This is a genomic window from Calothrix anomala FACHB-343, assembly GCF_014696435.1.
GTDB lineage: Bacteria > Cyanobacteriota > Cyanobacteriia > Cyanobacteriales > Nostocaceae > Aulosira > Aulosira anomala_A.
In genome coordinates, this window is record NZ_JACJQG010000056.1 from 42,898 (window position 1) to 63,975 (window position 21,078).

A 21,078-nucleotide genomic window follows, 5' to 3' on the forward strand; every position below is an offset into this window, starting at 1 on the left:
AGAATTATGTATTAAGATTTTCGTAGGGGCGGGGTTTCCCCGCCCTTGTATAGGTTTCAATGTTACGTTTTAGATTGCAGTTATTAGTAATTATTTTTGAACCGCAGAGGCACAGAGGAGCCAGCGCGTTGCGGGGGTTCCCCCCGTTGTAGCCGACTGGCGTGGCACAGAGAGAAAAGAGTTTTTGAGAGTCAGGGTAAATTGTAAAAAATAGGGGTAATTCTGAAAATGCCAGAGTTACCCCTATTTTAAATTTTAGAAAATCTTAAGTTTTTGCCAATACTGCTTATGCAAAAGCAGCAGTTTTCACATCGTTATTTGCGAGAATTTCTTGCAATTCATCGGCATCTACTGTTTCTTTATCAACCAGCATTTGCGCGATTTCATCAAGGATGTGACGGTTATTAACTAACACTTCTTTGGCGCGAGTGTAAGCTACATCTACCAGTTTGCGAACTTCTTCGTCAATTGCGGCGGCAGTTTCTTCGGAGAAATCGCGCTCTGACATGATATCGCGACCAAGGAACATGTTACCTTGTTGACGACCAAGGGCTACGGGGCCGAGTTTGTCGCTCATCCCGAAGCGTGTCACCATTTGACGCGCAACTCTGGCTACTTGTTGTAAGTCGTTGGAAGCACCGGTGGTTACTTCTTCTTCACCAAAGATTAATTCTTCAGCAATCCGACCGCCTAAAGCTACCGCCATCTGATTTTCTAGATAAGCGCGGCTGTATAAGCCAGTATCCATCCGGTCTTCGCTTGGGGTGAACCAAGTTAAACCACCAGCACGACCGCGAGGAATAATGCTAATCTTTTGTACTGGGTCATAGTCGGGCATTAATGCACCAACTAAGGCGTGACCGGCTTCGTGATATGCTACCAAGGTTTTGCGCTTTTCGCTCATTACTCGGTCTTTCTTCTCTGGGCCAGCTAATACGCGGTCGATGGCGTCGTTGATTTCATCCATCGAGATTTCGGTTAAATTGCGCCGTGCAGCTAGGATTGCGGCTTCGTTTAACAGGTTGGATAAATCTGCACCGGTAAAACCAGGGGTACGGCGAGCAATTCTATCTAAGTCTACGTCTTTGGCTAAGGTCTTACCGCGAGCGTGAACTTTGAGGATTTCGCTACGTCCAGCGTAGTCGGGACGGTCTACGACTACTTGACGGTCAAAGCGACCGGGACGCAATAAAGCTGCGTCTAGTACGTCGGGACGGTTGGTAGCAGCAATGATGATGATACCAGTGTTACCTTCAAAACCATCCATTTCGGTGAGTAGCTGGTTGAGGGTTTGTTCCCGTTCGTCGTTACCACCGCCTAAACCTGCACCCCGTTGACGACCAACTGCGTCAATTTCATCGATGAAGACGATACAGGGAGCGTTAGATTTAGCTTGCTCGAACAAGTCGCGGACGCGGGAAGCACCAACACCGACGAACATTTCCACAAATTCAGAGCCGGAGATGGAGAAGAATGGTACACCAGCTTCACCAGCTACGGCACGAGCTAGGAGGGTTTTACCTGTACCAGGAGGGCCTACTAGCAATACACCTTTAGGAATTTTGGCACCAACTGCGGTAAAGCGATCGGCGTTTTTGAGAAAGTCTACAACTTCATTTAATTCCAGTTTGGCTTGGTCAATTCCCGCAACATCTCCAAATGTGACTTGGGTTTGGGGTTCCATTTGCACTCTGGCTCTGGATTTACCAAAGTTCATTGCTTGGCTACCGGGGCCGCTTTGGGCACGACGGAGCAGGAAGAATAAGCCAACTAAAAGCAATACTGGGAAAAATAAGCTACTGAGTGCCTTAAACCAAAATCCTTCGTCGGTTTGGGGCAATACGGAAATATCAACGCCTTTTGCAGTAAGAGTATTAATTAAGTCAGGGTCATTAACTAGTGTGACGACTTTTTTGTTACCGTCTCTGGATGTGACCAACGCGGTAGAACGGTCTGCACTTAAACTGACTTTATCTATTGTGCCTTTTTCAACTTCTTGAATAAATTGGCTGTAGCGTAATGGCTCTCTGCTTTGTGGTTGCTTGTCAAAGAATGCTGTACCTAAGGCAATTACAACTATAAACAGCAGCGCATACAGCCCTGCATTTCTCCATCTTTTATTCACTGAGGTAAATCCTCCTAATATTTTTGGTGCGATCGCGTAACGTCTCTAACAGAGAGGGCATTTTTAAGAATTATGTTAACTTATCTTAACGTATACCAAAATGGTGACGTTGTCATGCTAAAAAAACTCCGGAGAATTTCCAAACTTTGATGGTGTGGATCATATTCTAACGATCCTTGAGGCTGGTGAACGGTATGGATCGGGACGGTTTCCACGACGCTGTTGCTATAAGCGATCGCTTTAAATCCTTTCACTAAATCCATTGTCCAAGGTTCCTCTCTCACTGCTTGCTGCTGGTATTGCAGCCATTTAATTAGCTGCGCTCTCATAATTCCTGGTAAAATTCCCACTGCTAAAGGCGGTGTCCACCAACAACCGTCTCGCCATCCCCACAGGTTACCTGTGCTGGTTTCTAGCCAATTTCCCGCCCCATCCACTAAAATCGCTTCTTGGGCGGCTAATTGCTGGCTGTTAGTCTTGGCTAACCAGGCACTCAAGTAGTTACCTGTTTTATGAGCAGGAAGACTACGAGCTAGTTCTATACTAGCAACGGCACATACTACCCCATCGATTTGCTTTGCTGTTAAATCTGCTGGTAACAATCTCCCTATAATCCACTCCCTCCCATCAGGGAACAGGGTAATTCTGAGAATTGGAAAATGTTTAAGTAACATTTCCGCACCTTGACGTACCCTGTGCCAATCTGGTTCTTGCCAATTAAAAGTTTTAATTGAGAACAACAAGCGATCGCAATGTAACCGCCAGTGAGTTAAGTTGCTATCGAGGGAATTCTCATAAACCCGCATTGTTGTAAAAATTGTTGCCCCATACAGCAATCCCGGATCGTTAATATTTAATTCTAGGGATTGGGACTCGATTAATTTACCGTTGTACCAATAAATCACACTTACCTAGATTAATGGACAAGGAGGACAAGGGAGACAAACAATTCAAAATTCAAAATTCAAAATTAAGAATTCTCTTTGACCATTGACCATTGACTTTTGACTCTTGCCCAATGCCCAATGACCCATGCCCAATTCCCTATTTTAATCTTTTTTCGGCATAATAATTTTGTTACCTTCGGGAGTTGCAATTACCTTACCGCCTAAAGCTTCAATTTCTTTAATTGCTCTTTTACGAGTTTTTTCGTCTACATCGTTATTTAAAACCATAATCCATGTATTTATCCTCGCGATTTTACTATCAGGATTACGTCTGAGGAATTTAGCGGTTCTGCGAGAAATATTAGCGATAAATTTACTTTCTTCATCGGTTAATTGGCTAGCCCAATCAGCGCTTTTATTAAAAGATTTTGCTGAGTTTTGCGAATTGCCTAAAAATAATAATTCATCTATGCCTTTATAACGCCATACATAATAAGACTTTGCAGGCACTTTAGGAGCTAAAGATTTTAAACCTTTGTCCATCAATTCTATAGAGCGTTCCGGCAATCCTGCATACATAGAAGTACTTGTAGATAAACCTAAATAAGCAGCTAAAAATTTAGGGTCTTGTGCAAGAATTACCTCAAAATATTCTGGGCTAAAACTATAGCCAGTTTTCTCACGTGCTTCATCGTCACCAAAGTATTCTAAAAAGTTGATATATACCCAGTTGGCAATTAAGTTACCATAGCCAAAATTGGGAGTTTGCTTGAGTAAATTAAGTTGAGTTTTTTCTGATTTTAGTTCTGCTTCTATAGTTTCTACAGAAGCAGTTTGTTGGCTATTTAATAGTTTTTGTAGTTGAGGATATTGCATTAAGCCAACTCCTAACATACACAAACAAACTGTTAAAGATTTAGTAATGGTATGACGGTATGATGCTAACATGATGCTTGACTGACCTTTGTTGCTGCAAATTATTGTTGTGTATTGATAATTACAGCACAGCAAAAATTCACAGCCAAGGGAGGATTTGCTGATAACAGAAGGCAGCCTTAGGGACTTACAACTAAAAAAATATACTATCGCTGTGTCAGCAGAGGGGTAGGGAGCAGGGCACCTGTGTCAACTTAAGCTAAAAACCTTTCTCTATCTCGTTTCCAGCCTCCTTTTGGAAATGCGGATTCGTGGGCTGCCTCCTCGTCTTCTGATAAATTGAGGCATAGCCTCATAAATCTACGCTCCCACGCAGAGCATGGGAGCTAGATGGAATGGGGATTTCATGTTAAGTTGACACCAATGGGAGCAGGGAGCAGGGGCGAAAAACCCATATGTCTTTCCCATGTCCAATGCCCCATGCCCAATGCCCCATGCCCAGTCTTAAATTAAGAATTATTTAAAATTTGCCAACATTGTTGCGCGATCGCCCAATCTTCTTGAGTATGGATAACCAAGACTCGTACTTTTGATTCTGGGGTAGCAATATCAATGTCTACGGGTTCTTTTTGATTTTTCTCTGGATCGATTTTTACACCTAAAAATCCCAAAGCGTCACAGACAGCTTGGCGAATTCCGGGAGACTTTTCACCGACACCGGCGGTAAAGACTAACACATCTAATCCCCCTAAACCGGGTAACATGGAACCAATGCCAGAACACAAGCGATGTACGTAAATATCCCAAGCGAGTTGGGCGCGGTAGTTACCTTGAGCGATCGCGCCCATAACTTCCCGTAAATCGCTAGACACCCCAGAGATACCACGTAAACCAGAAGCTTTATTTAAAACATAATCGAGACTTTCAGCCGAACAATTAGATTGTCGTAGTAGGTGAATGAGTATCCCTGGATCGACGGAACCGGAACGACTACCCATCATCAACCCATCTAAGGGTGTGAAGCCCATTGTAGTATCAATACTGCGACCGTCTTTAATGGCGGCTAAAGAACAGCCGTTTCCTAAATGACAATTGATTAATCGCAAGGATGCTAAATCTTTACCCAGGATATCAGCCGCCCGTTGAGCGCAGTATTGATGGCTAATACCATGAAAACCATAGCGACGAATACCTTGTTCTACCCACTCATAGGGGCCGGGATAGATAGCTGCGGCATCAGGGATTGTGGCATGAAATCCAGTATCAAATACTGCCACTTGTTTTACTTCGCCTAAACTTTGTTCGATGGCTTCTATGCCTTCCACGGCGGCGGGATTGTGGGCTGGGGCTAGGGTAGCTAATTGCGCGATCGCATTTTTAACATCCTCATTAATTACCGTACTATTACGGTAATTTTGACCACCATGCACTACACGATGACCAACAACATCGATTTCTGACAGTTGCTCGATTACCTTAGTCGCACCGCGAGTTAGAGTATAAAGCATATAGGCAACATGGGCCTGTCGAGAATCTGCATAGATTGATTCTTGCAGCATTTCGCCTGTAGCAGTTTTTACTTCAATTTCTGCGACTCCTTTATCTTGCATCCAGTTAACTTTACCTTCCCAAAGTGGTTGAGGTGCTTCTTGGGGTAAAGTCTCAGCAGTAATGTCATATAGACAACTTTTTTGACTACTAGATCCGGCATTTAATACAAGTATTTTCATAATTTTTCCCAATTCAGCGCTGATTGATAGGCTCTGACTTGCATATCAATCCCAGTAATAGCAGTGCCAACGACAACAGCATCAGCCCCTAAATCTAAGGCTTGACGAGCCATTTGGGGTGAGGCGATACCACCTTCACAAATTACAGGAATATTTAGCTGTTCTACCATCTGGCTGAGGAGTTCCCAACCAGGAGGCGTCAAATGTTTGGTTGTGGCTGTGTAACCAAAAAGAGTAGTTCCCACAATATCTGCTCCAGCATCTACTGCTGCTTTTGCCGCCTCAATTGTATCGACATCTGCCATAACTGGCTTATTTAATTCCTGATGAATTTGGTAAATTATCGTTGCTAGTTGTTCGTCACCAGGGCGGCTTCTGATTGTGGCATCAATGGCAATAATATCAGCACCAGCTTCTGCCACAGCAACAGCATGGTGAAACTGTGGCGTAATATATACATCATAGCCAGCGATAACTTGCTTCCATAGCCCAATAATCGGTGCTTGCACAGATGCACGCACAGCGCTAATGTGATTTGGTGTATCTATACGTACACCAACAGCGCCATTATTTATCGCAGCTTGTGCCATTGCAGCAATAACTAGCGGTTGATGCAATGGAGAATCAACAGGGGCTTGACAGGAAACGATTAGTCCTTTTGGGGCATGGGGCATGGGGCATTGGGCATGGGGCATTCTATACCAATCCGTATTGTGATACGTAATTAAGATTTCCGTAGGGGTGGGGTTTCCCCGCCCTTATGCTGGTTTCAATGTTACGTTTTAGATTGCAGTTTGGTATTAATTGTTATTCCCCCTGCCCCCTGCCTCCTCAAGACTTCAATACCTGAATCGGCTGTGCAGGTATCCAGACGGTAAAAATTGAACCGATGCCTACGGTGGATTCTACTTCAATTCGCCCGCGATGTAGTTCTACAAGTTGTTTGGTTAAAGCTAAACCTAATCCTGTGCCTTCGTAGCGGCGACGATAGGGTGTATCGAGTTGCTGGAATTTTTCAAATAGTAGGGGCAATTGTTCTTCAGGAATGCCAATTCCTGTATCTTCTACTTGAAAAATAGCGGTATCTTCTTCTACCCAAAGTCGCAGAGTGACGTTGCCACCTTTGGGTGTAAATTTAATAGCATTAGTCAGTAAATTGCAGATAATTTGCTCGATTCTTGTCGCGTCGGCGGTAAAGCGATCGCGTCTGGGGTCAATTTGTAAATCTAAGGTAAGATGTAGCTGTTCAGTTGTCGCTTTATCTTCCAATCCTTTGAGGGTATTTTCTGCAATATCTTTTAAGGAAAATTCTGTAATATTTAAAACTGTTTTCCCTGCCTCAATTTGTGATAAATCGAGGATGTCATTGATCATTTCTAATAAATGTTCGCCACTGTCATGGATGGTTTGCAAGTAATCCCGTTGACGTTGGCTTAATTCGCCTATTGGCCAGCGTAACAGTGTTGAGGACATGCCAATCACATAAGTTAAAGGCGTGAGTAATTCATGGCTAATGGTGGCGAGAAATTCATTCCTGAGACGACTAGCGGCTTCGGCGGCGAGTAAAGCATCTCTTAGCGCAACTGTACGCTCAACTACGCGCTGTTCTAAAGTATGTTTTTCTTGAGTGAGCGATCGCATTAATTCTGATTGATGAATTGCGATCGCTAATTGTTCAGCAATGGAAGTTAATAATTTTGTTTCACTATCTGTCCATTCTCTGGGACTATAACATTGATGGGCAATCAGCAATCCCCAAAGTTTCTCTTCAAACATAATTGGGGCAGCTAATTTGGCTCTTACCTTGACTTCCCGTAAGAAATGTAACAAACACTCTTCTAAAGCGTAAGTTTTTTCGACATCATCCACCGCCAAAGTAAAGCCTTGACGATACTTTTCCCAACAACGAGAATTACGTAAAAAGCACATTTCTTCTCTGTAATTCAACACAGAGGGAATTGTATCTGTAGCTCTAACTTCATAAACAATACAACCCCCATGCTGTGGATAATCTGTTTCTGGGGGTTGGGGATTGACTGAGTTAGGGAGTGGGTATTGCCCATTCACTGAATAAAGGGGATCTGCACGTTGAGTCACAAACCTTGTATCCTGGTTCGCCTCATTCAACGCCGCACGATCAAATGGATGTTGTACAGTATTTCGAGAATCATCAAATTTATAAATTACTAATCTGTCTAATTCGAGAAATTCCCGCACTTGGGTAACAGCTGTTGCCATGATGACTGATAAATCCAAACTGCGGCGGATTTGGTTTGTCACCTGATTTAACAGCCGTTCTTGCGAAATCTGTTTTTTTAGGGCATCTTCTACAGGCTGACAAATTAACAGGCTGGAATAATCAAGAGTCGTTGCTACCTCTACCACCTGATTAATTTGCGGCATGAGAGATTCTAATAGCAACAGGCTAAATTGACTTTGAAGCGTACTATTATTAATAGGCGGAATTTGACTGTAGCGTGTCAGATTTTGGTAAGTATGGGAATCTGCTGCAAATAACTCTCGCAATTTAGCCAAAAAAGTTGCGATCGCCTGGGAATTAAATGTCAAGCTAGTAGTTAGTTCTGCTGCATCCTGTTGACTGTAGCTGCTTCTAAAGTTCCATGTAGAAGCCATCTGCTGAGATTTTTCCGAATTTGGTAAATCCTCTGTAGGATTTTCCCCCATTGTCGAAACTGATGTTGAGGAGTTATTTGCTTTGTCTGTCTGAACGTAATACCCCACCAACAGCGCGCTAAACTGCTCCGAAACCAGTAATGTAAACCGTTGTTCCTGCCAATCAGCAGGTACGCGCACCCTAGCCAACACAGCTTCTGTTACCAACAAAGCCCCACTTTCCACTGCTTGAGCCATCTGCTGTAGTAATTCCCCAAGCTGGTTAAATGTCTCTGAGGGTAAGGTTTGGGAGAAGCTCAAATCAGAAGAACTAGGCATGTTGAAAGGTTTAGTGAGGAGCTGGCTGCTGGGCTAAAAGGTTTTCTTGTATTGTAATCAACAGTTTAAGACGGTAAATAGAGAATTATGCATCGTGTAAGTGCCACACCCGGCGGTTGGAATCAGTCAGAAGACTTGATTTTTATAGAACAAACTCCAGCTCCCTTTGTATTTATTACGGCTGCTGATACCGACATTCAAACTCTGGCAGCTGCGGTTCCTAAACTACCTGCAACATTCCCGGCTTTAAGAGTCGCCAACTTATTGCAGTTACAGCAACAAATTAGTATTGACACTTACGGCGAGCAAGTTTTAGAACTTGCCCAGGTAATAATTTTACGCCTATTAGGAGGACGTTCTTATTGGACTTATGGCTTAGAAGTAGTACAAGAAATTGTTCAACGTAATAATATAACCTTCATTGTAATGCCAGGGGACGATGCTTTTGATCCCCTATTAATTTCTCAGTCTAACGTGCCTTTAGAGATTGTTAACCAAGTATGGCAATACTTTAACCAAGGTGGTGTTGATAATTTTGTCAATGCTCTCAAGTTTATTGCCGATAATTGTTTATCAACTTCATTTCATCCGCCAGCACCGCAGTTAGTGCCGCGTATTGGTTTATATGAATGGACGAGGGAACAAAAGGAAGGGGCACAACTTGTAGAGACGCGATTCATCGCGTCTCTGCCCCATGCCCCATGCCCCATGCCCCATGCCCCATGCCCCATACCCAAAGTCGGCATTCTCTTCTATCGCGCTCATTATTTGGCAGGAAATACCAAAGTAATTGATGCTTTATGTGAAACATTAGTACAGAAAAATTTACACCCTGTACCAGTTTTTGTATCTTCGTTACGCGAACCGGATATTCAAGTTGAGTTATGCGAGTTTTTCCAACCCAAAGACTCAGAACAAATTGCGCTGCTGTTAAATACGACTAGTTTCTCTTTGGCGCGCTTGGAAACAGAAACACCCCAAATTGAACTATGGGAACAATTAGATGTACCCGTATTACAAGTTATTCTCAGTGGCGGCTCGATTGAACAGTGGGAATCACAGTTATCAGGACTTTCTCCCCGCGATATTGCCATGAATGTGGCACTACCAGAAGTAGATGGACGGATAATTAGCCGCGCTGTCTCTTTTAAAACTATACAAACGCGAAATCAAGATTTAGAAACAGATGTGGTAGTTTATGAACCAGTAAGCGATCGCATTGAATTTGTCTGTCAACTCGCTGCTAATTGGGTACGCTTACGTTGCAAACCACCACAAGAACGCCGCATTGCTTTAATTATCGCCAATTATCCCAACCGCGACGGACGCCTTGCTAATGGTGTCGGCTTAGATACTCCCGCTAGTTGTATCGAAATTCTCCAAGCTTTAAAGTTAGCTGGCTATCATGTCGAAAATTTACCTGCTGACAGCGATGAATTAATTCAACGTCTCACCTCTGGCGTCACCAACGATCCAGAAGGTAAAGACTGGCGTGCAGTCGCTCAAAGTCTTTCTGGAGAAGAGTATCAAAATTATTTCGCCACATTACCACAGCCAGTACAACAAGGCATTTCTCAACGCTGGGGACAAGAGGAACAACTTGTAGAGACGCGATTAATCGCGTCTCTACCCAATGCCCCATGCCCCATGCCCCATGCCCCATTCCCCATTCCCGGCATCCAACTTGGTAACATCTTTGTAGGCATTCAGCCAGCGCGAGGTTACGATCTCGATCCGAGTTTGAGTTATCATGCGCCAGATTTGGAACCTACCCACGCTTATTTAGCTTTTTATTATTGGGTGCGAGAATCTTTTGCGGCGGATGCTGTAGTTCATGTGGGAAAACACGGCAATCTTGAATGGCTTCCTGGTAAAAGTCTCGCTTTATCCAGTAATTGCTATCCAGAAGTTGCTTTAGGCGCAATGCCTCATTTATACCCGTTTATTGTTAACGATCCGGGGGAAGGTTCCCAAGCAAAACGGCGATCGCAAGCGGTGATTATTGACCATTTAACACCACCAATGACCCGTGCAGAACTTTATGGTTCGCTGCAAAAATTAGAGAATTTAATTGATGAATATTACGAAGCGGAAAGTTTAGATCCGGTGCGATTACCGATGATTCGCGATCGCATTCGCGAACTGATGCTTGAAGAAAATTTACATCAAGATTTAGGAATTAACAATGAGCAAGATATCTTAAATTTAGAAAATTTAATTTTAAACACCATTAACGGTTATCTGTGCGAACTCAAAGAAGCGCAAATTCGCGACGGATTGCACATTTTTGGGCAATGTCCCCAAGGGCGACAGTTACGCGATTTAATAGTAGCGATCGCTCGCATTCCTAATCGTTATTCCATCGGTATCACTCGCGCCTTAGCTCAAGATTGGGGTTTAGATTTCGATCCCCTGACAGCAGATTTGTCAATTGTCAATAGTCAATCGTCAATCGTCAATGGCAAAAAATGTTACACTCTTGGCGATGTTGTAGAAGTTTTAGAAGAAGAAGCTGCTTTTTTAGTCGAAGAAATTATAAATAATCCCTCAACAATCACCACGAATAACTCAGAACTCAACAAAGTTCTCAACTGGATATCCGCAAAACTCCTACCTGCTTTGCAACAAACACAGCAAGAAATTAGTAACTTGCTACGGGGACTCGATGGTAAATATGTCCAAAGTGCTGCATCTGGCGCACCTACACGCGGTCGCCCGGAAGTGTTGCCAACAGGTAAAAACTTTTACTCTGTGGATATTCGTGCCCTACCCACGGAAACAGCCTGGGATATAGGCAGGAGAGCAGCCGAGACTCTAATTGAGCGCTACACCCAAGATAATGGCGAGTATCCGAAAACACTAGCATTATCTGTATGGGGTACTTCTACCATGCGTACAGGAGGCGATGATATTGCCGAAGCTTTAGCATTATTAGGCGTACAACCTGTCTGGGATGGCGCAGCTAGGCGTGTAGTAGATTTTGAAATTTTACCACTATCAGTTTTAGGCAGACCCCGTGTAGATGTCACCTTAAGAATTTCGGGATTTTTCCGCGATGCTTTTCCGAATTTAATTGATTTATTTGACTCAGCAGTACAAGCAGTAGCCGCATTAAATGAAGCACCAGAAGAAAACCCCCTCGCCAATCAAGTTCGCCAAGATACTGATTTTTGGACAGCACAAGGTTTAACTTCAGAGGAAGCATTTTTGCGATCGCGTTATCGCATTTTTGGCTCTAAACCAGGTGCTTACGGTGCAGGATTACAAGGCTTAATTGAATCGCAAAATTGGACAGATGACAACGATTTAGCACGCGCTTTTATCAATTGGAGTGCTTACGCTTATTCTTCTGCTGCTCCCATTGCTGCGCCAGAAGCCTTCAAGCAACGCTTAATGCAAACACAAGTTGTTTTACACAACCAAGATAACCGCGAACATGACTTGCTCGATTCTGATGATTATTACCAATTTCAGGGGGGTTTAACAGCCGCAGTGCGATCGCTCCAAGGAAAGAATCCCCAAACTTATTTTGGCGATAATTCGATAACTGCTCAACCAAAAGTCCGCCTACTCAAAGAAGAAATTGCTAGAGTATATCGCTCTCGTGTCATTAATCCGAAATGGATTGACGGGATGATGCGTCACGGTTATAAAGGAGCCTTTGAAATGGCGGCGACAATGGATTTTTTATTTGCCTATGATGCCACATCTCAATGTGTGGAAGACTATATGTATCAGGGCGTATTCCAAGCTTATTTAGTCGATCCGATTGTGTCAGAGTTTATTTACAAAAAAAATCCTTGGGCATTGCGTGATATTGCTGAGAGATTATTAGAATCATACAAGCGCGGTTTATGGCAGGATGTAAATATACAAACATTAGAAACTTTGCGCAACCTTGTACATCAAGCTGAAGCCGCGATAGAAGAAAAATAAGTGGTGTAGGAACCTATATTATATGGACAACCTAGCGTATTTTCATTCAGCTTTTGCTTACGAAGAAAGCGAACCCAGCGAATTAGTTTCCCTGAGCGTGCTGTTAAACACAGCCGCCACATTAGACTGGAAACGGCTGTCTGGTAAGGCTTGGCGGTATATGTTACCCCTAGCACTGAGTTTATCTATTCTCAGTGCTGTTAGTAGCGTCATGGCTTTGGAACGCGGCGATCAAGGCCCTTCTGTCAGGAATCTCCAACAACAGTTGAAACGAGTAGGCTTTTATCAAGCTCCAATTACTCAAATTTACGACTTCCCTACAGAAGATGCTGTACGACGGTTTCAAAAAGCCGCCGGTTTACCAGTAGATGGTGTTGTAGGCACCACAACGCTACAAAAAATCCAAACCTGGCGTCCCAAAGCTGTAAATGCGACGACTACACAGCCCAGAAAAACTAATAACCCAGCGCCGCAAGCAACTGTGGTGAGGACACAAACCACCAAGCCTAATACTACAAGTACTACAGCCAAAAAAACTACTGTTGCTGCTGTCGCAACTAACAAACGCAGTAATCCCAATTACCTGACGCGCGGTGATGAAGGTGAAAGCGTGAGAGTTCTCCAAGAACGGTTACGTGTAGCTGGCTTTTACTACGGTAACGCTACAGGGATATTTGGCCCCATTACAGAAACTGCAGTTAAGCGCTTCCAAGAAGCATATAACTTAGATGCTGATGGTGTTGTCGGCCCCGCAACCTTAAGAAAACTACCGCCTATAGGTGTTGGTGATGGTGATGATACTCCTAAAGCAGTAGTCGAGCGCGATAAATTGCGAATGGGCGATCGCGGCGAAGCCGTTCGGGTTCTGCAATCACATTTGATTAAAGCCGGATACTTACAAGGAGAGCCAAACGGCTACTATGGCCCCAATACCGCAGATGCTGTCCGCCGATTTCAAGCAGCTAATTATTTAGCCGCTAGTGGCGTCGCCGGCCCAACTACCAGAGCTAAGTTATATAGTTTAGTGACTAATACTCCCAAGAGTGAGTTTAGTGTTTTGGAAATTCAACGGCGATTACAAGAAAAAGGTTTTTACAAAGGCGAACTTAACGGTGTAATGGCTGAAGATACCAAAAAAGCCATTAAACAAGCTCAAGAGTTTTACGGGATCAGTCTCAAGGATATTCGGAGCGGACGCTTTTAACATCCGCTCATACACTCACGTAAGATTTCCCCAACTAGTTGCTACCTCCGGTAACAGCGTATAATCAACTGCTCAAAATGCCATCTTTTGTGACTTTGAGACTGGTGATTGAGAGACTATCCTGTAATATCCTACTCTGACACTACACAGGCATAAGCGCTCTTTGGCACTTGGGACAAACAGCATGGATAGTTAGCTGACAATCAAGAAGATGGAAGCCTTCTTTTTGAGCAGTTTTCGCACCAATTTTCAGGATTGAGTCGTTTTTAAACTCAATGGTGCTGTTACATCTAACACAGATGAGGTGATGGTGGTGATGGGGGTAAGGTTGATTAAGTTCGTAATGCTTATGACCTTCTCCCAGTTCTAATTCCCGCAAAATACCCATACGGGCCATCAGCTTTAAAGTCCGGTAAATCGTTGATAGACTGATTCCCTCACCATCAGTCTCTAGTCGATGATAAAGATCTTCGGCACTGAGGTGTTCGCCTTGCGGAAGTTCTTGGAAAATGTGTAGAATTGTTTCTCGTTGGGGAGTTAAACGCCAGCCGCGATCGTTTAACTCTGCTTTGAGCGAAGTAGATGTGTAAACAGTCATACTAATTTTTCTCAACAAAGCCTATTAGTTGAGAATATAGCAAATATTTTGAGGAATTTGCAACAACTGTTGCTTATTGCGAATAATTATTAAAGCCGGAAGAATAATCATAAAATCCCAACCAAGCCAAAATAGATAGACGATCCCCGCTATCAAAGCATCTTGAAGGTAGAGTCAGCAAAATTGTTGTCTACCCAAGTGAAAATTATTTGCCATAAACTCAAGGGAGATTTTGGCTACGGGGATCAAGCACGCTAATTATTAGTGAGTTCGTAGTTAGGGCTGAAGTCCTAGATGATAAAACTGTATAGTGCTGACTACGAACTTGTCTTTCTAGCGGATTAATGACAGATACTACTAGCTAAGAGACTCCAAGTAGTCGCGGATTAAGTTACGGCGCTTGGGTTGGCGCAGTTTTTGTAAAGCCTTGGATTCAATTTGGCGTACTCGTTCGCGAGATAAATCTAAAGCGCGACCAATTTCTGCTAAAGAGTAAGGATGACCATCTGCCAAACCAAACCGCATCAGAATCACATCACGTTCGCGGCTAGTTAAATCAGATAACAGATGTTGCAAGTCTCTTTGTAAAGATTCTCGCATTAACAATTCTTCAGGCGTAACGCTATCAGTTTCCAGTAATTCGCCTAATTCTGTATCTTTATCTTTACCAACTTTAGTTTCCAAAGAAACAGAGCGAGGTACTCGTAACAAAACTTCTCTAACTTGGGTGGGAGTCATTTCTAACTCAACTGCCAAATCTTCTAAGGTAGGAGTACGACCTTTTTCTTGAGCAATTTTGCGTTGAGCTTTTTTGATTTTGTTGAGTTTTTCAGTAATGTGGACAGGAAGGCGAATTGTGCGGCTAGAAGTAGCGATCGCTCTAGTAATACCTTGACGAATCCACCAGTAAGCATAGGTACTGAAGCGATAACCCTTAGTTGGATCAAATTTCTCGACAGCACGCTCCAAGCCTAATGTACCTTCTTGGACTAGATCCAACAATTCCAAACCGCGATTTTGATACTTCTTAGCAACAGACACAACCAAGCGCAGATTCGCTTTGATCATGTGTTCTTTAGATTGGAGTCCTTGGGATTGAATTTGCTCCAGTTCTTCCACGGTCATTTTGGCAATTTCTGCCCAACGACGCTTACCTTCAGACAAAATCGGCTTCAAATCAGAAACATTCACACCAGCTGTATTAGCCCATCTTTCTAAAGAAGGGCGATGTCCCAATTCCGATGCTAAACGTTCTTGAACTTCAATTAAGCGTAAATAAGGCTCAAGTACTGCATCTCCTTGTTTTGCAGCATTCGCAAGCACTATCCGCATCCGCAAGTAGCGCTGGACTTTTTGTGCTTCGGAAACTTCTTCATCCCGGCCTAACAACCGAACCCGGCCAATTTCCTGAAGATATAAGCGTACTAAATCTGTACTTCTACGGTTGGTGTTAGCAGCGAAATGAGCAGGATCAACAGAAGCCAACTCTAAATCCTGCAAATCATCTACAGCTAACTCATTGTCGTCAACCGTGAGATCTCGATCCAAGATTTGCTGGGATTTGGGGGTGTTGTAGGGGGCATCTGCGTAAAAAGATGTTGCTGGCATAGATCGTCTCAATGGCTCCAGGTAACAATAGATTACGGTCAGCTAAAAATTACGGTCAGCTAATTAACTGTTGCTATTGTTCCCGTGATTCGGGCTTAACTAACACGATTCAGGGTGACATTACGGTTTTTTTTAAAAAAATCTTAAAAAAAACTAAGCTAGTAATGTTTTATACATAATTACCGATGCGATCGGCGGCTGTAGCTCTTTCATTGAACCAATAGCTATTCATATCTACAGCTAACTTTTAAGCTTAAAAACAGCTATTTAACATTGCAAATTTGATGGGACTTGACTGTTACAAATGTAACGTGGTATAAACATATTTCAGTAAAAATCATGTTCATAATCGCTATAGTCATATCTACACGGGGATAGAAGTACTATCCTGACAATTTGCGAATTTTTCTCTAGGGAATATTTGGTAAGCAGAAAAAGTAATTGTCTTGGTCAGTGCGCTAGTAGTAACGCTGAAGTGCTAATACCCAAGTATGGCGTTACTATTCCTGCTCTTGGTCTAGAATGCTGAATTTTCTTAGAGGTTGGGGATTCGCAGCTAGGGATCGGGTACTGGGAAATAGCCCTAAATTTGCACCAGTAGCCAAATGCGCCCATCCTTCAAAATACAAATATTGGTTGTTAGTTGTTAGTTGTCAGTTGTTAGTTGTTAGTTGTGAAGACAACAATACCTTGAGCGAGTAGGAGTTATCAGTCAACCGTCAACAGTCAACAGTCAACAGTCAACAGTCAACAGTCAACAGTCAACCGTCAACCGTCAACAGTCAACCGTCAACCGTCAACCGTCAACCGTCAACCGTCAACCGTCAACATTTTTTAGTGGTACTCTGGCTTAATATCTCGCAACATTAATTCATCAAGAGCTTGTTGGGGTGTGACTTCACCCTGAAGTAAGCGATAAACTTGCTCGGTAATGGGAACGGGAATATTTTGTTGTCTAGCTCGTTGAATTAACACCCGACAGGTGTTAACCCCTTCAGCAGTTCCTTGTAAGTGGGTAAGAATTTCCGTTAATGTTTTACCAGCTGCTAATTGATAACCAACTTGATAATTGCGGCTTAAAGGACTGTTACAGGTAGCGAGTAAATCTCCTAAACCGGATAAACCATAGAATGTTTCTGGCTTCGCACCCCAAAATGTACCGATGCGTACTATTTCTGTGAGTCCACGGGTAACTAAACCTGCTTTAGCATTGGTTCCTAGTTGTAAGCCGTCACAGACACCAGCTGCGATCGCAATTACATTTTTTAGCGTTCCCCCTAATTCCACTCCCACAGGATCGGAATTGGTATAGACGCGAAACCGATTAGAAGAAAACACCAGCTGCACAGCTTCCGCCGCCGTCGGTATGTTACTAGCGACAGCTGTTGCAGCAGGTAATTCCATTTCAATTTCTTTTGATAAATTCGGCCCGGAAAGGACAACTACTGGATGATGAGGAAAAGCTGTTTGCCAAATTTGCGAAGGCGTACAGGTAGTATCTGGCTCTAAGCCTTTTGTCGCCGTCACAAAAATTGCATCTGGGGAAATGGGAAAAGACTGGACTTGCATCACCACTTCTCTGACACCTTTCATAGAGATCGCAGATAGGATGATATCAGCATCTTGTAGCACTGCTTCTAAACTTAGCGTTCCCCACCGCGACCATAGACGCACCTGATGACCATTCGCCGCAGCCAAATTTGCTAGTGCTTGACCCCAAGCACCTGCGCCTAAAATTGCTACGGTTTTGTCATTTGTCATTGGGTATTGGGCATTGGGCATTGGGCATTGGGCATTGGGCATTAAAACAATTTTGGATTTTGGATTTTAAATTTTAGATTGGAATCCAAAATCGCAAATCTAAAATCTAAAATTCTTTGTCTCCCTTGTCCTCCTTGTCTTCCTTGTCCCCCTTGTCCCCCTTCCCTCATCCCCGACTTCGGGGGTAAAGTTCCATGAGTTGGCGCACTTGTTCTGCGTGATAGGAACTTCTGGTTAAGGGGGAAGAAACTACTTGCAAAAATCCCAGTTCTTCGCCGTAGCTTTGCCAAGCAGCAAATTGTTCTGGGGTGATAAAGTTATCAACTTTCAAGTGTTTTTGACTAGGTTGGAGATATTGCCCAATGGTCAAGATATCACAATCTACGGCACGTAAGTCTTGCATAACTTGACGAACTTCGGTATCAGTTTCACCAAGTCCCACCATGATTCCGGATTTGGTGTAGATCCAAGGTGCAATTTGCCGCGATCGCATTAATAATTCCATTGTGCGATCGTAGTTACCTTGGGGACGCACCCGACGATATAGGCGGGGGATGGTTTCTGTATTGTGGTTTAATACCTCCGGTGCAGCTTGGATAATTATCTCCAAAGCATTCCAATTGCCGCACAAGTCAGGAATTAAGACTTCAATTGTAGTATTCGGTGAGACAGCGCGTACTGCGGCAATACAATCCACAAATTGAGACGCACCACCATCTGCTAAATCATCGCGGTTGACAGAGGTAATCACCACATGATTTAGTTTCAGACGACGAACAGCTTCTGCTAATCGTTCCGGTTCTGTGGGGTCTAATGGCTTGGGCTTTTTCTCAAAATCTATATCGCAGTAGGGACAGGCACGGGTACAAGCTGGCCCCATAATCAAAAACGTAGCCGTCCCAGCTTGAAAACACTCACCAATATTCGGACAGGACGCTTCCTCACAAACCGTATTGAGCGCTAAATCCCGCAAAATTTCTTTAACGTTCCCGACGCGCTCCCACTGAGGCGCTTTCACCCGCAACCAGTCTGGTTTTACAGTCACAATCCGTTTTCACTACTATATATATACAGAGTTATGTTAGCAAGGTTAGGCGAGTTTGGATTTTGATTTTTGCACAATTCCAGTATGAGTATATGGTAATGATGAATTACGTAGGTCTTAGGCGCTAGGAATTAGGGTGAATTGCGATACTCATGGCAGGCGATCGCATTTTTCTTAAGTCAAGTTAGTTAATCACGGGAAAATCCCACAACCAAACCTGAAAATTTTTCTTTCCCATGCCCACCAATGCCCAATGCCCCATGCCCAATACTTCGACTTCGCTCAGTACAAGTGCCCCATGCCCATTTTCTAGCTAGCTTGACTATACATTTCCAACTATTGATGATATGATGAGCCAATAATGGGCTTATCATGCCGGGATGTAGCGCAGCTTGGTAGCGCACTTCGTTCGGGACGAAGGGGCCGCTGGTTCGAATCCAGTCATCCCGATTTTGTAGATTCACAAATTATATGTCGCAATTTGCAAATTCATTTCCGTAGCTATTGTTGACATTTTGAATAAAACTCAGAGTTTATTAGTTGAGCAACAATAACGCGCATCAACATAAATTATACAAAATTTGAAACCAGCAAAAGTACTTAATTTATATAAAGTAATTTCTGTATTTTTCCGAAATTTCACTCATTTAAATTAGATAGCTCTGCGTCTAATGTGAAATAGAGCAGCGTATTTTAGGGAAAATTTTTGAAAATTAAGCTACTAAGTGGTGTTGTAACTGCTATTTCATTAGCATCATCATATCTTGCTGCTATTTTCAAATTTATTGATATAGCTATTCAGTGCAAATTAGAAATTAAAGAGAACTAAATGGAACTTAATATTGTTTCTAAATTAGAGAATAACCGTAAACTTCTACAAGAACTAGGTAACTCAGTCTCTATTTTAGTTAACTCATCTCCTGACATTTTTGACGATCCTGGTATTAAATCTTGCTTAGAGGGATTTTTGAATGCTTATGAAGAAGCAGTACAAAGATTAGAAAATCCTAGTTTTCGCATTGCAACTATTGGGACAACTTCTTCTGGAAAGTCAACCATTGTTAATGCCCTAATCGGTCGTAAAATTGCACCAATTGAAGCAGGTGAAATGAGTGGTGGAGTCCTATCTCTCAAACATTCTCAGGAACGAAAATTATTAATTGCAGAAACAGAGGATGCTGCTTGGGAGACTGGGGAATGGACGGGGTTAAGTGATGATGATTTGTATCAACGTATTCGTACAGTAATGCACTCATATCACGATGCACGTAAAAAGCGAGAATATGTTGCGCCACAAGTAACAGCTTATGTCCCTCTTTTACCTGCTTGTGATTCCTACTTACTAGGCTTACCTGAAGGAATAGGAGTAGAATTAATTGATTTACCTGGACTTAAATCAGTTCAAGATAGAACTAATTTGGCAACTATTCAACAGCAAGTTAATAAAGCCTTTAGTCTAGTTGCTTTAGACTATATGCAAGTGGATGATGACCACAGAAAACGACTATTAGAAGAATTAAAAAAAGTTGTTGAATATTTACAAGGACGTACTGATTCAATGATTTTTATCTTGAATCGGGTGGATCAACGAGGAGCAGATGATTTACCTTTAGAAGTGCGAATTCATAAGTTAAGAGAAGAGATTAAAGAGGTTTTATCACTTCCAGAACTTCCTGATGTTTTACCTTTTAATGCTCGTCTTTTATATTACGCCCAATGTGCTTGGGGAGCAGGAGGTTTTAACGAACCATCAAAAGTTGATCGACAGACAAGGTTAAAATTTGTCCAAGCAATGTTTCAAGATTGTGCTGGCGTAATTAAATTCAATACTAAAGAAAACAAAGATTTAAAATATTGGTTTCGTGATATTGAAGATCAGATAGAAGATAATCAAACTATTGACGATGAAACTATGCGGAAGCTTTTCCGCTATTGTTTAAAATGGAGCGGTGGTAGAGAACTTTGGGAACGCTTTCGCTTGCGTGTTCAAGAATCATTTGCAGAACTGGTTATACTTCCCGCTTTAGTGGATGTATTTGAAAATTACTCGACTTTATCACAATTTCTGGATGTCCTGATTCAAACCAGACAAATTTATAATCAACAGCAAGTTGAAAAAGAAAGAGATAACTTAGCTAAAATCAGACATGTTTTACATGAAAATATCAATAACATAGGCGGAGAGTTTAAAGCTGAGATTGAAGATATTATAGGAGGATTAAAAACTAATCCTCGTCAAGCTGAATTTAAGAGGATGTTTGAAAAGTCGGACAGATTGTAAAAAAGCTCTCTCGGTATACGCTGTGAATAGATAGTAGACAGCACCGAGAGAGCAACATGAGTAAAGCATATCCCA

Annotated in this window: 13 protein-coding genes and 1 tRNA gene; 4 read left to right on the forward strand and 10 right to left on the reverse strand. The window is 42.7% G+C overall.

Annotated elements, in window-relative coordinates; translation table 11 throughout:
• Positions 1-286 precede the first annotated feature (286 nt).
• The 6 genes from ftsH3 to H6G08_RS26455 all read right to left on the reverse strand — a co-directional run bounded on the left by ftsH3 (position 287) and on the right by H6G08_RS26455 (position 8,570).
• Positions 287-2,125, reverse strand: coding sequence for an ATP-dependent zinc metalloprotease FtsH3 (gene ftsH3, locus H6G08_RS26430; protein ID WP_190548468.1), 1,839 nt, complete (start codon positions 2,123-2,125; stop codon positions 287-289).
• Between the two features lie 80 nt (positions 2,126-2,205).
• Positions 2,206-3,027, reverse strand: coding sequence for an aminotransferase class IV (locus tag H6G08_RS26435; protein ID WP_190548502.1), 822 nt, complete (start codon positions 3,025-3,027; stop codon positions 2,206-2,208).
• Positions 3,028-3,174: 147 nt separating this feature from the next.
• Positions 3,175-3,960 (reverse strand): hypothetical protein, encoded by a 786-nt coding sequence (locus tag H6G08_RS26440; protein ID WP_190548471.1) that lies wholly within the window; start codon positions 3,958-3,960, stop codon positions 3,175-3,177.
• Between the two features lie 437 nt (positions 3,961-4,397).
• Positions 4,398-5,618: an acetate kinase gene (locus H6G08_RS26445; RefSeq protein ID WP_190548473.1), complete on the reverse strand. Its 1,221-nt coding sequence runs from the start codon at positions 5,616-5,618 to the stop codon at positions 4,398-4,400.
• Entirely contained in the window at positions 5,615-6,292 is a 678-nt protein-coding gene (locus H6G08_RS26450) for an N-acetylmannosamine-6-phosphate 2-epimerase (protein ID WP_190548475.1), read from the reverse strand. Before H6G08_RS26450 ends, H6G08_RS26445 begins: the two co-directional genes overlap by 4 nt.
• Before the next feature lie 157 nt (positions 6,293-6,449).
• A complete protein-coding gene (locus tag H6G08_RS26455; RefSeq protein ID WP_190548477.1) occupies positions 6,450-8,570 on the reverse strand; it encodes a GAF domain-containing sensor histidine kinase in 2,121 nt (706 codons plus the stop codon).
• 87 nt (positions 8,571-8,657) lie between these two features.
• On the opposite strand from H6G08_RS26455, the gene cobN reads away from it, so the two are divergent.
• Together cobN and H6G08_RS26465 are read left to right on the forward strand one after the other, a co-directional pair.
• Positions 8,658-12,506: a cobaltochelatase subunit CobN gene (gene cobN, locus H6G08_RS26460; RefSeq protein WP_190548479.1), complete on the forward strand. Its 3,849-nt coding sequence runs from the start codon at positions 8,658-8,660 to the stop codon at positions 12,504-12,506.
• 22 nt (positions 12,507-12,528) lie between these two features.
• Entirely contained in the window at positions 12,529-13,710 is a 1,182-nt protein-coding gene (locus H6G08_RS26465) for a peptidoglycan-binding domain-containing protein (RefSeq protein ID WP_190548487.1), read from the forward strand.
• A 142-nt stretch (positions 13,711-13,852) separates the two neighbouring features.
• Here H6G08_RS26465 and H6G08_RS26470 read toward each other — a convergent pair whose 3' ends face one another.
• The 4 genes from H6G08_RS26470 to lipA form a co-directional block, all read right to left on the reverse strand.
• Entirely contained in the window at positions 13,853-14,308 is a 456-nt protein-coding gene (locus tag H6G08_RS26470) for a Fur family transcriptional regulator (RefSeq protein WP_190548489.1), read from the reverse strand.
• 357 nt (positions 14,309-14,665) lie between these two features.
• Positions 14,666-15,916, reverse strand: a complete 1,251-nt coding sequence (sigC, locus tag H6G08_RS26475; RefSeq protein ID WP_190548491.1) for an RNA polymerase sigma factor SigC — start codon at positions 15,914-15,916, stop codon at positions 14,666-14,668.
• An 834-nt stretch (positions 15,917-16,750) separates the two neighbouring features.
• Positions 16,751-17,677 carry an NAD(P)H-dependent glycerol-3-phosphate dehydrogenase gene (locus H6G08_RS26480; protein WP_190548504.1) on the reverse strand — a complete coding sequence of 309 codons (927 nt, stop codon included), beginning with the start codon at positions 17,675-17,677 and terminating at the stop codon, positions 16,751-16,753.
• Between the two features lie 166 nt (positions 17,678-17,843).
• Positions 17,844-18,722, reverse strand: a complete 879-nt coding sequence (gene lipA / locus H6G08_RS26485; protein WP_190548493.1) for a lipoyl synthase — start codon at positions 18,720-18,722, stop codon at positions 17,844-17,846.
• 376 nt (positions 18,723-19,098) lie between these two features.
• Between lipA and H6G08_RS26490 the strand changes: the two genes are divergently transcribed.
• Both H6G08_RS26490 and H6G08_RS26495 read left to right on the forward strand, forming a co-directional pair.
• Positions 19,099-19,172 (forward strand) — tRNA-Pro (locus H6G08_RS26490).
• A 379-nt stretch (positions 19,173-19,551) separates the two neighbouring features.
• A complete protein-coding gene (locus H6G08_RS26495; RefSeq protein WP_242046274.1) occupies positions 19,552-21,003 on the forward strand; it encodes a dynamin family protein in 1,452 nt (483 codons plus the stop codon).
• Positions 21,004-21,078: the final 75 nt, after the last annotated feature.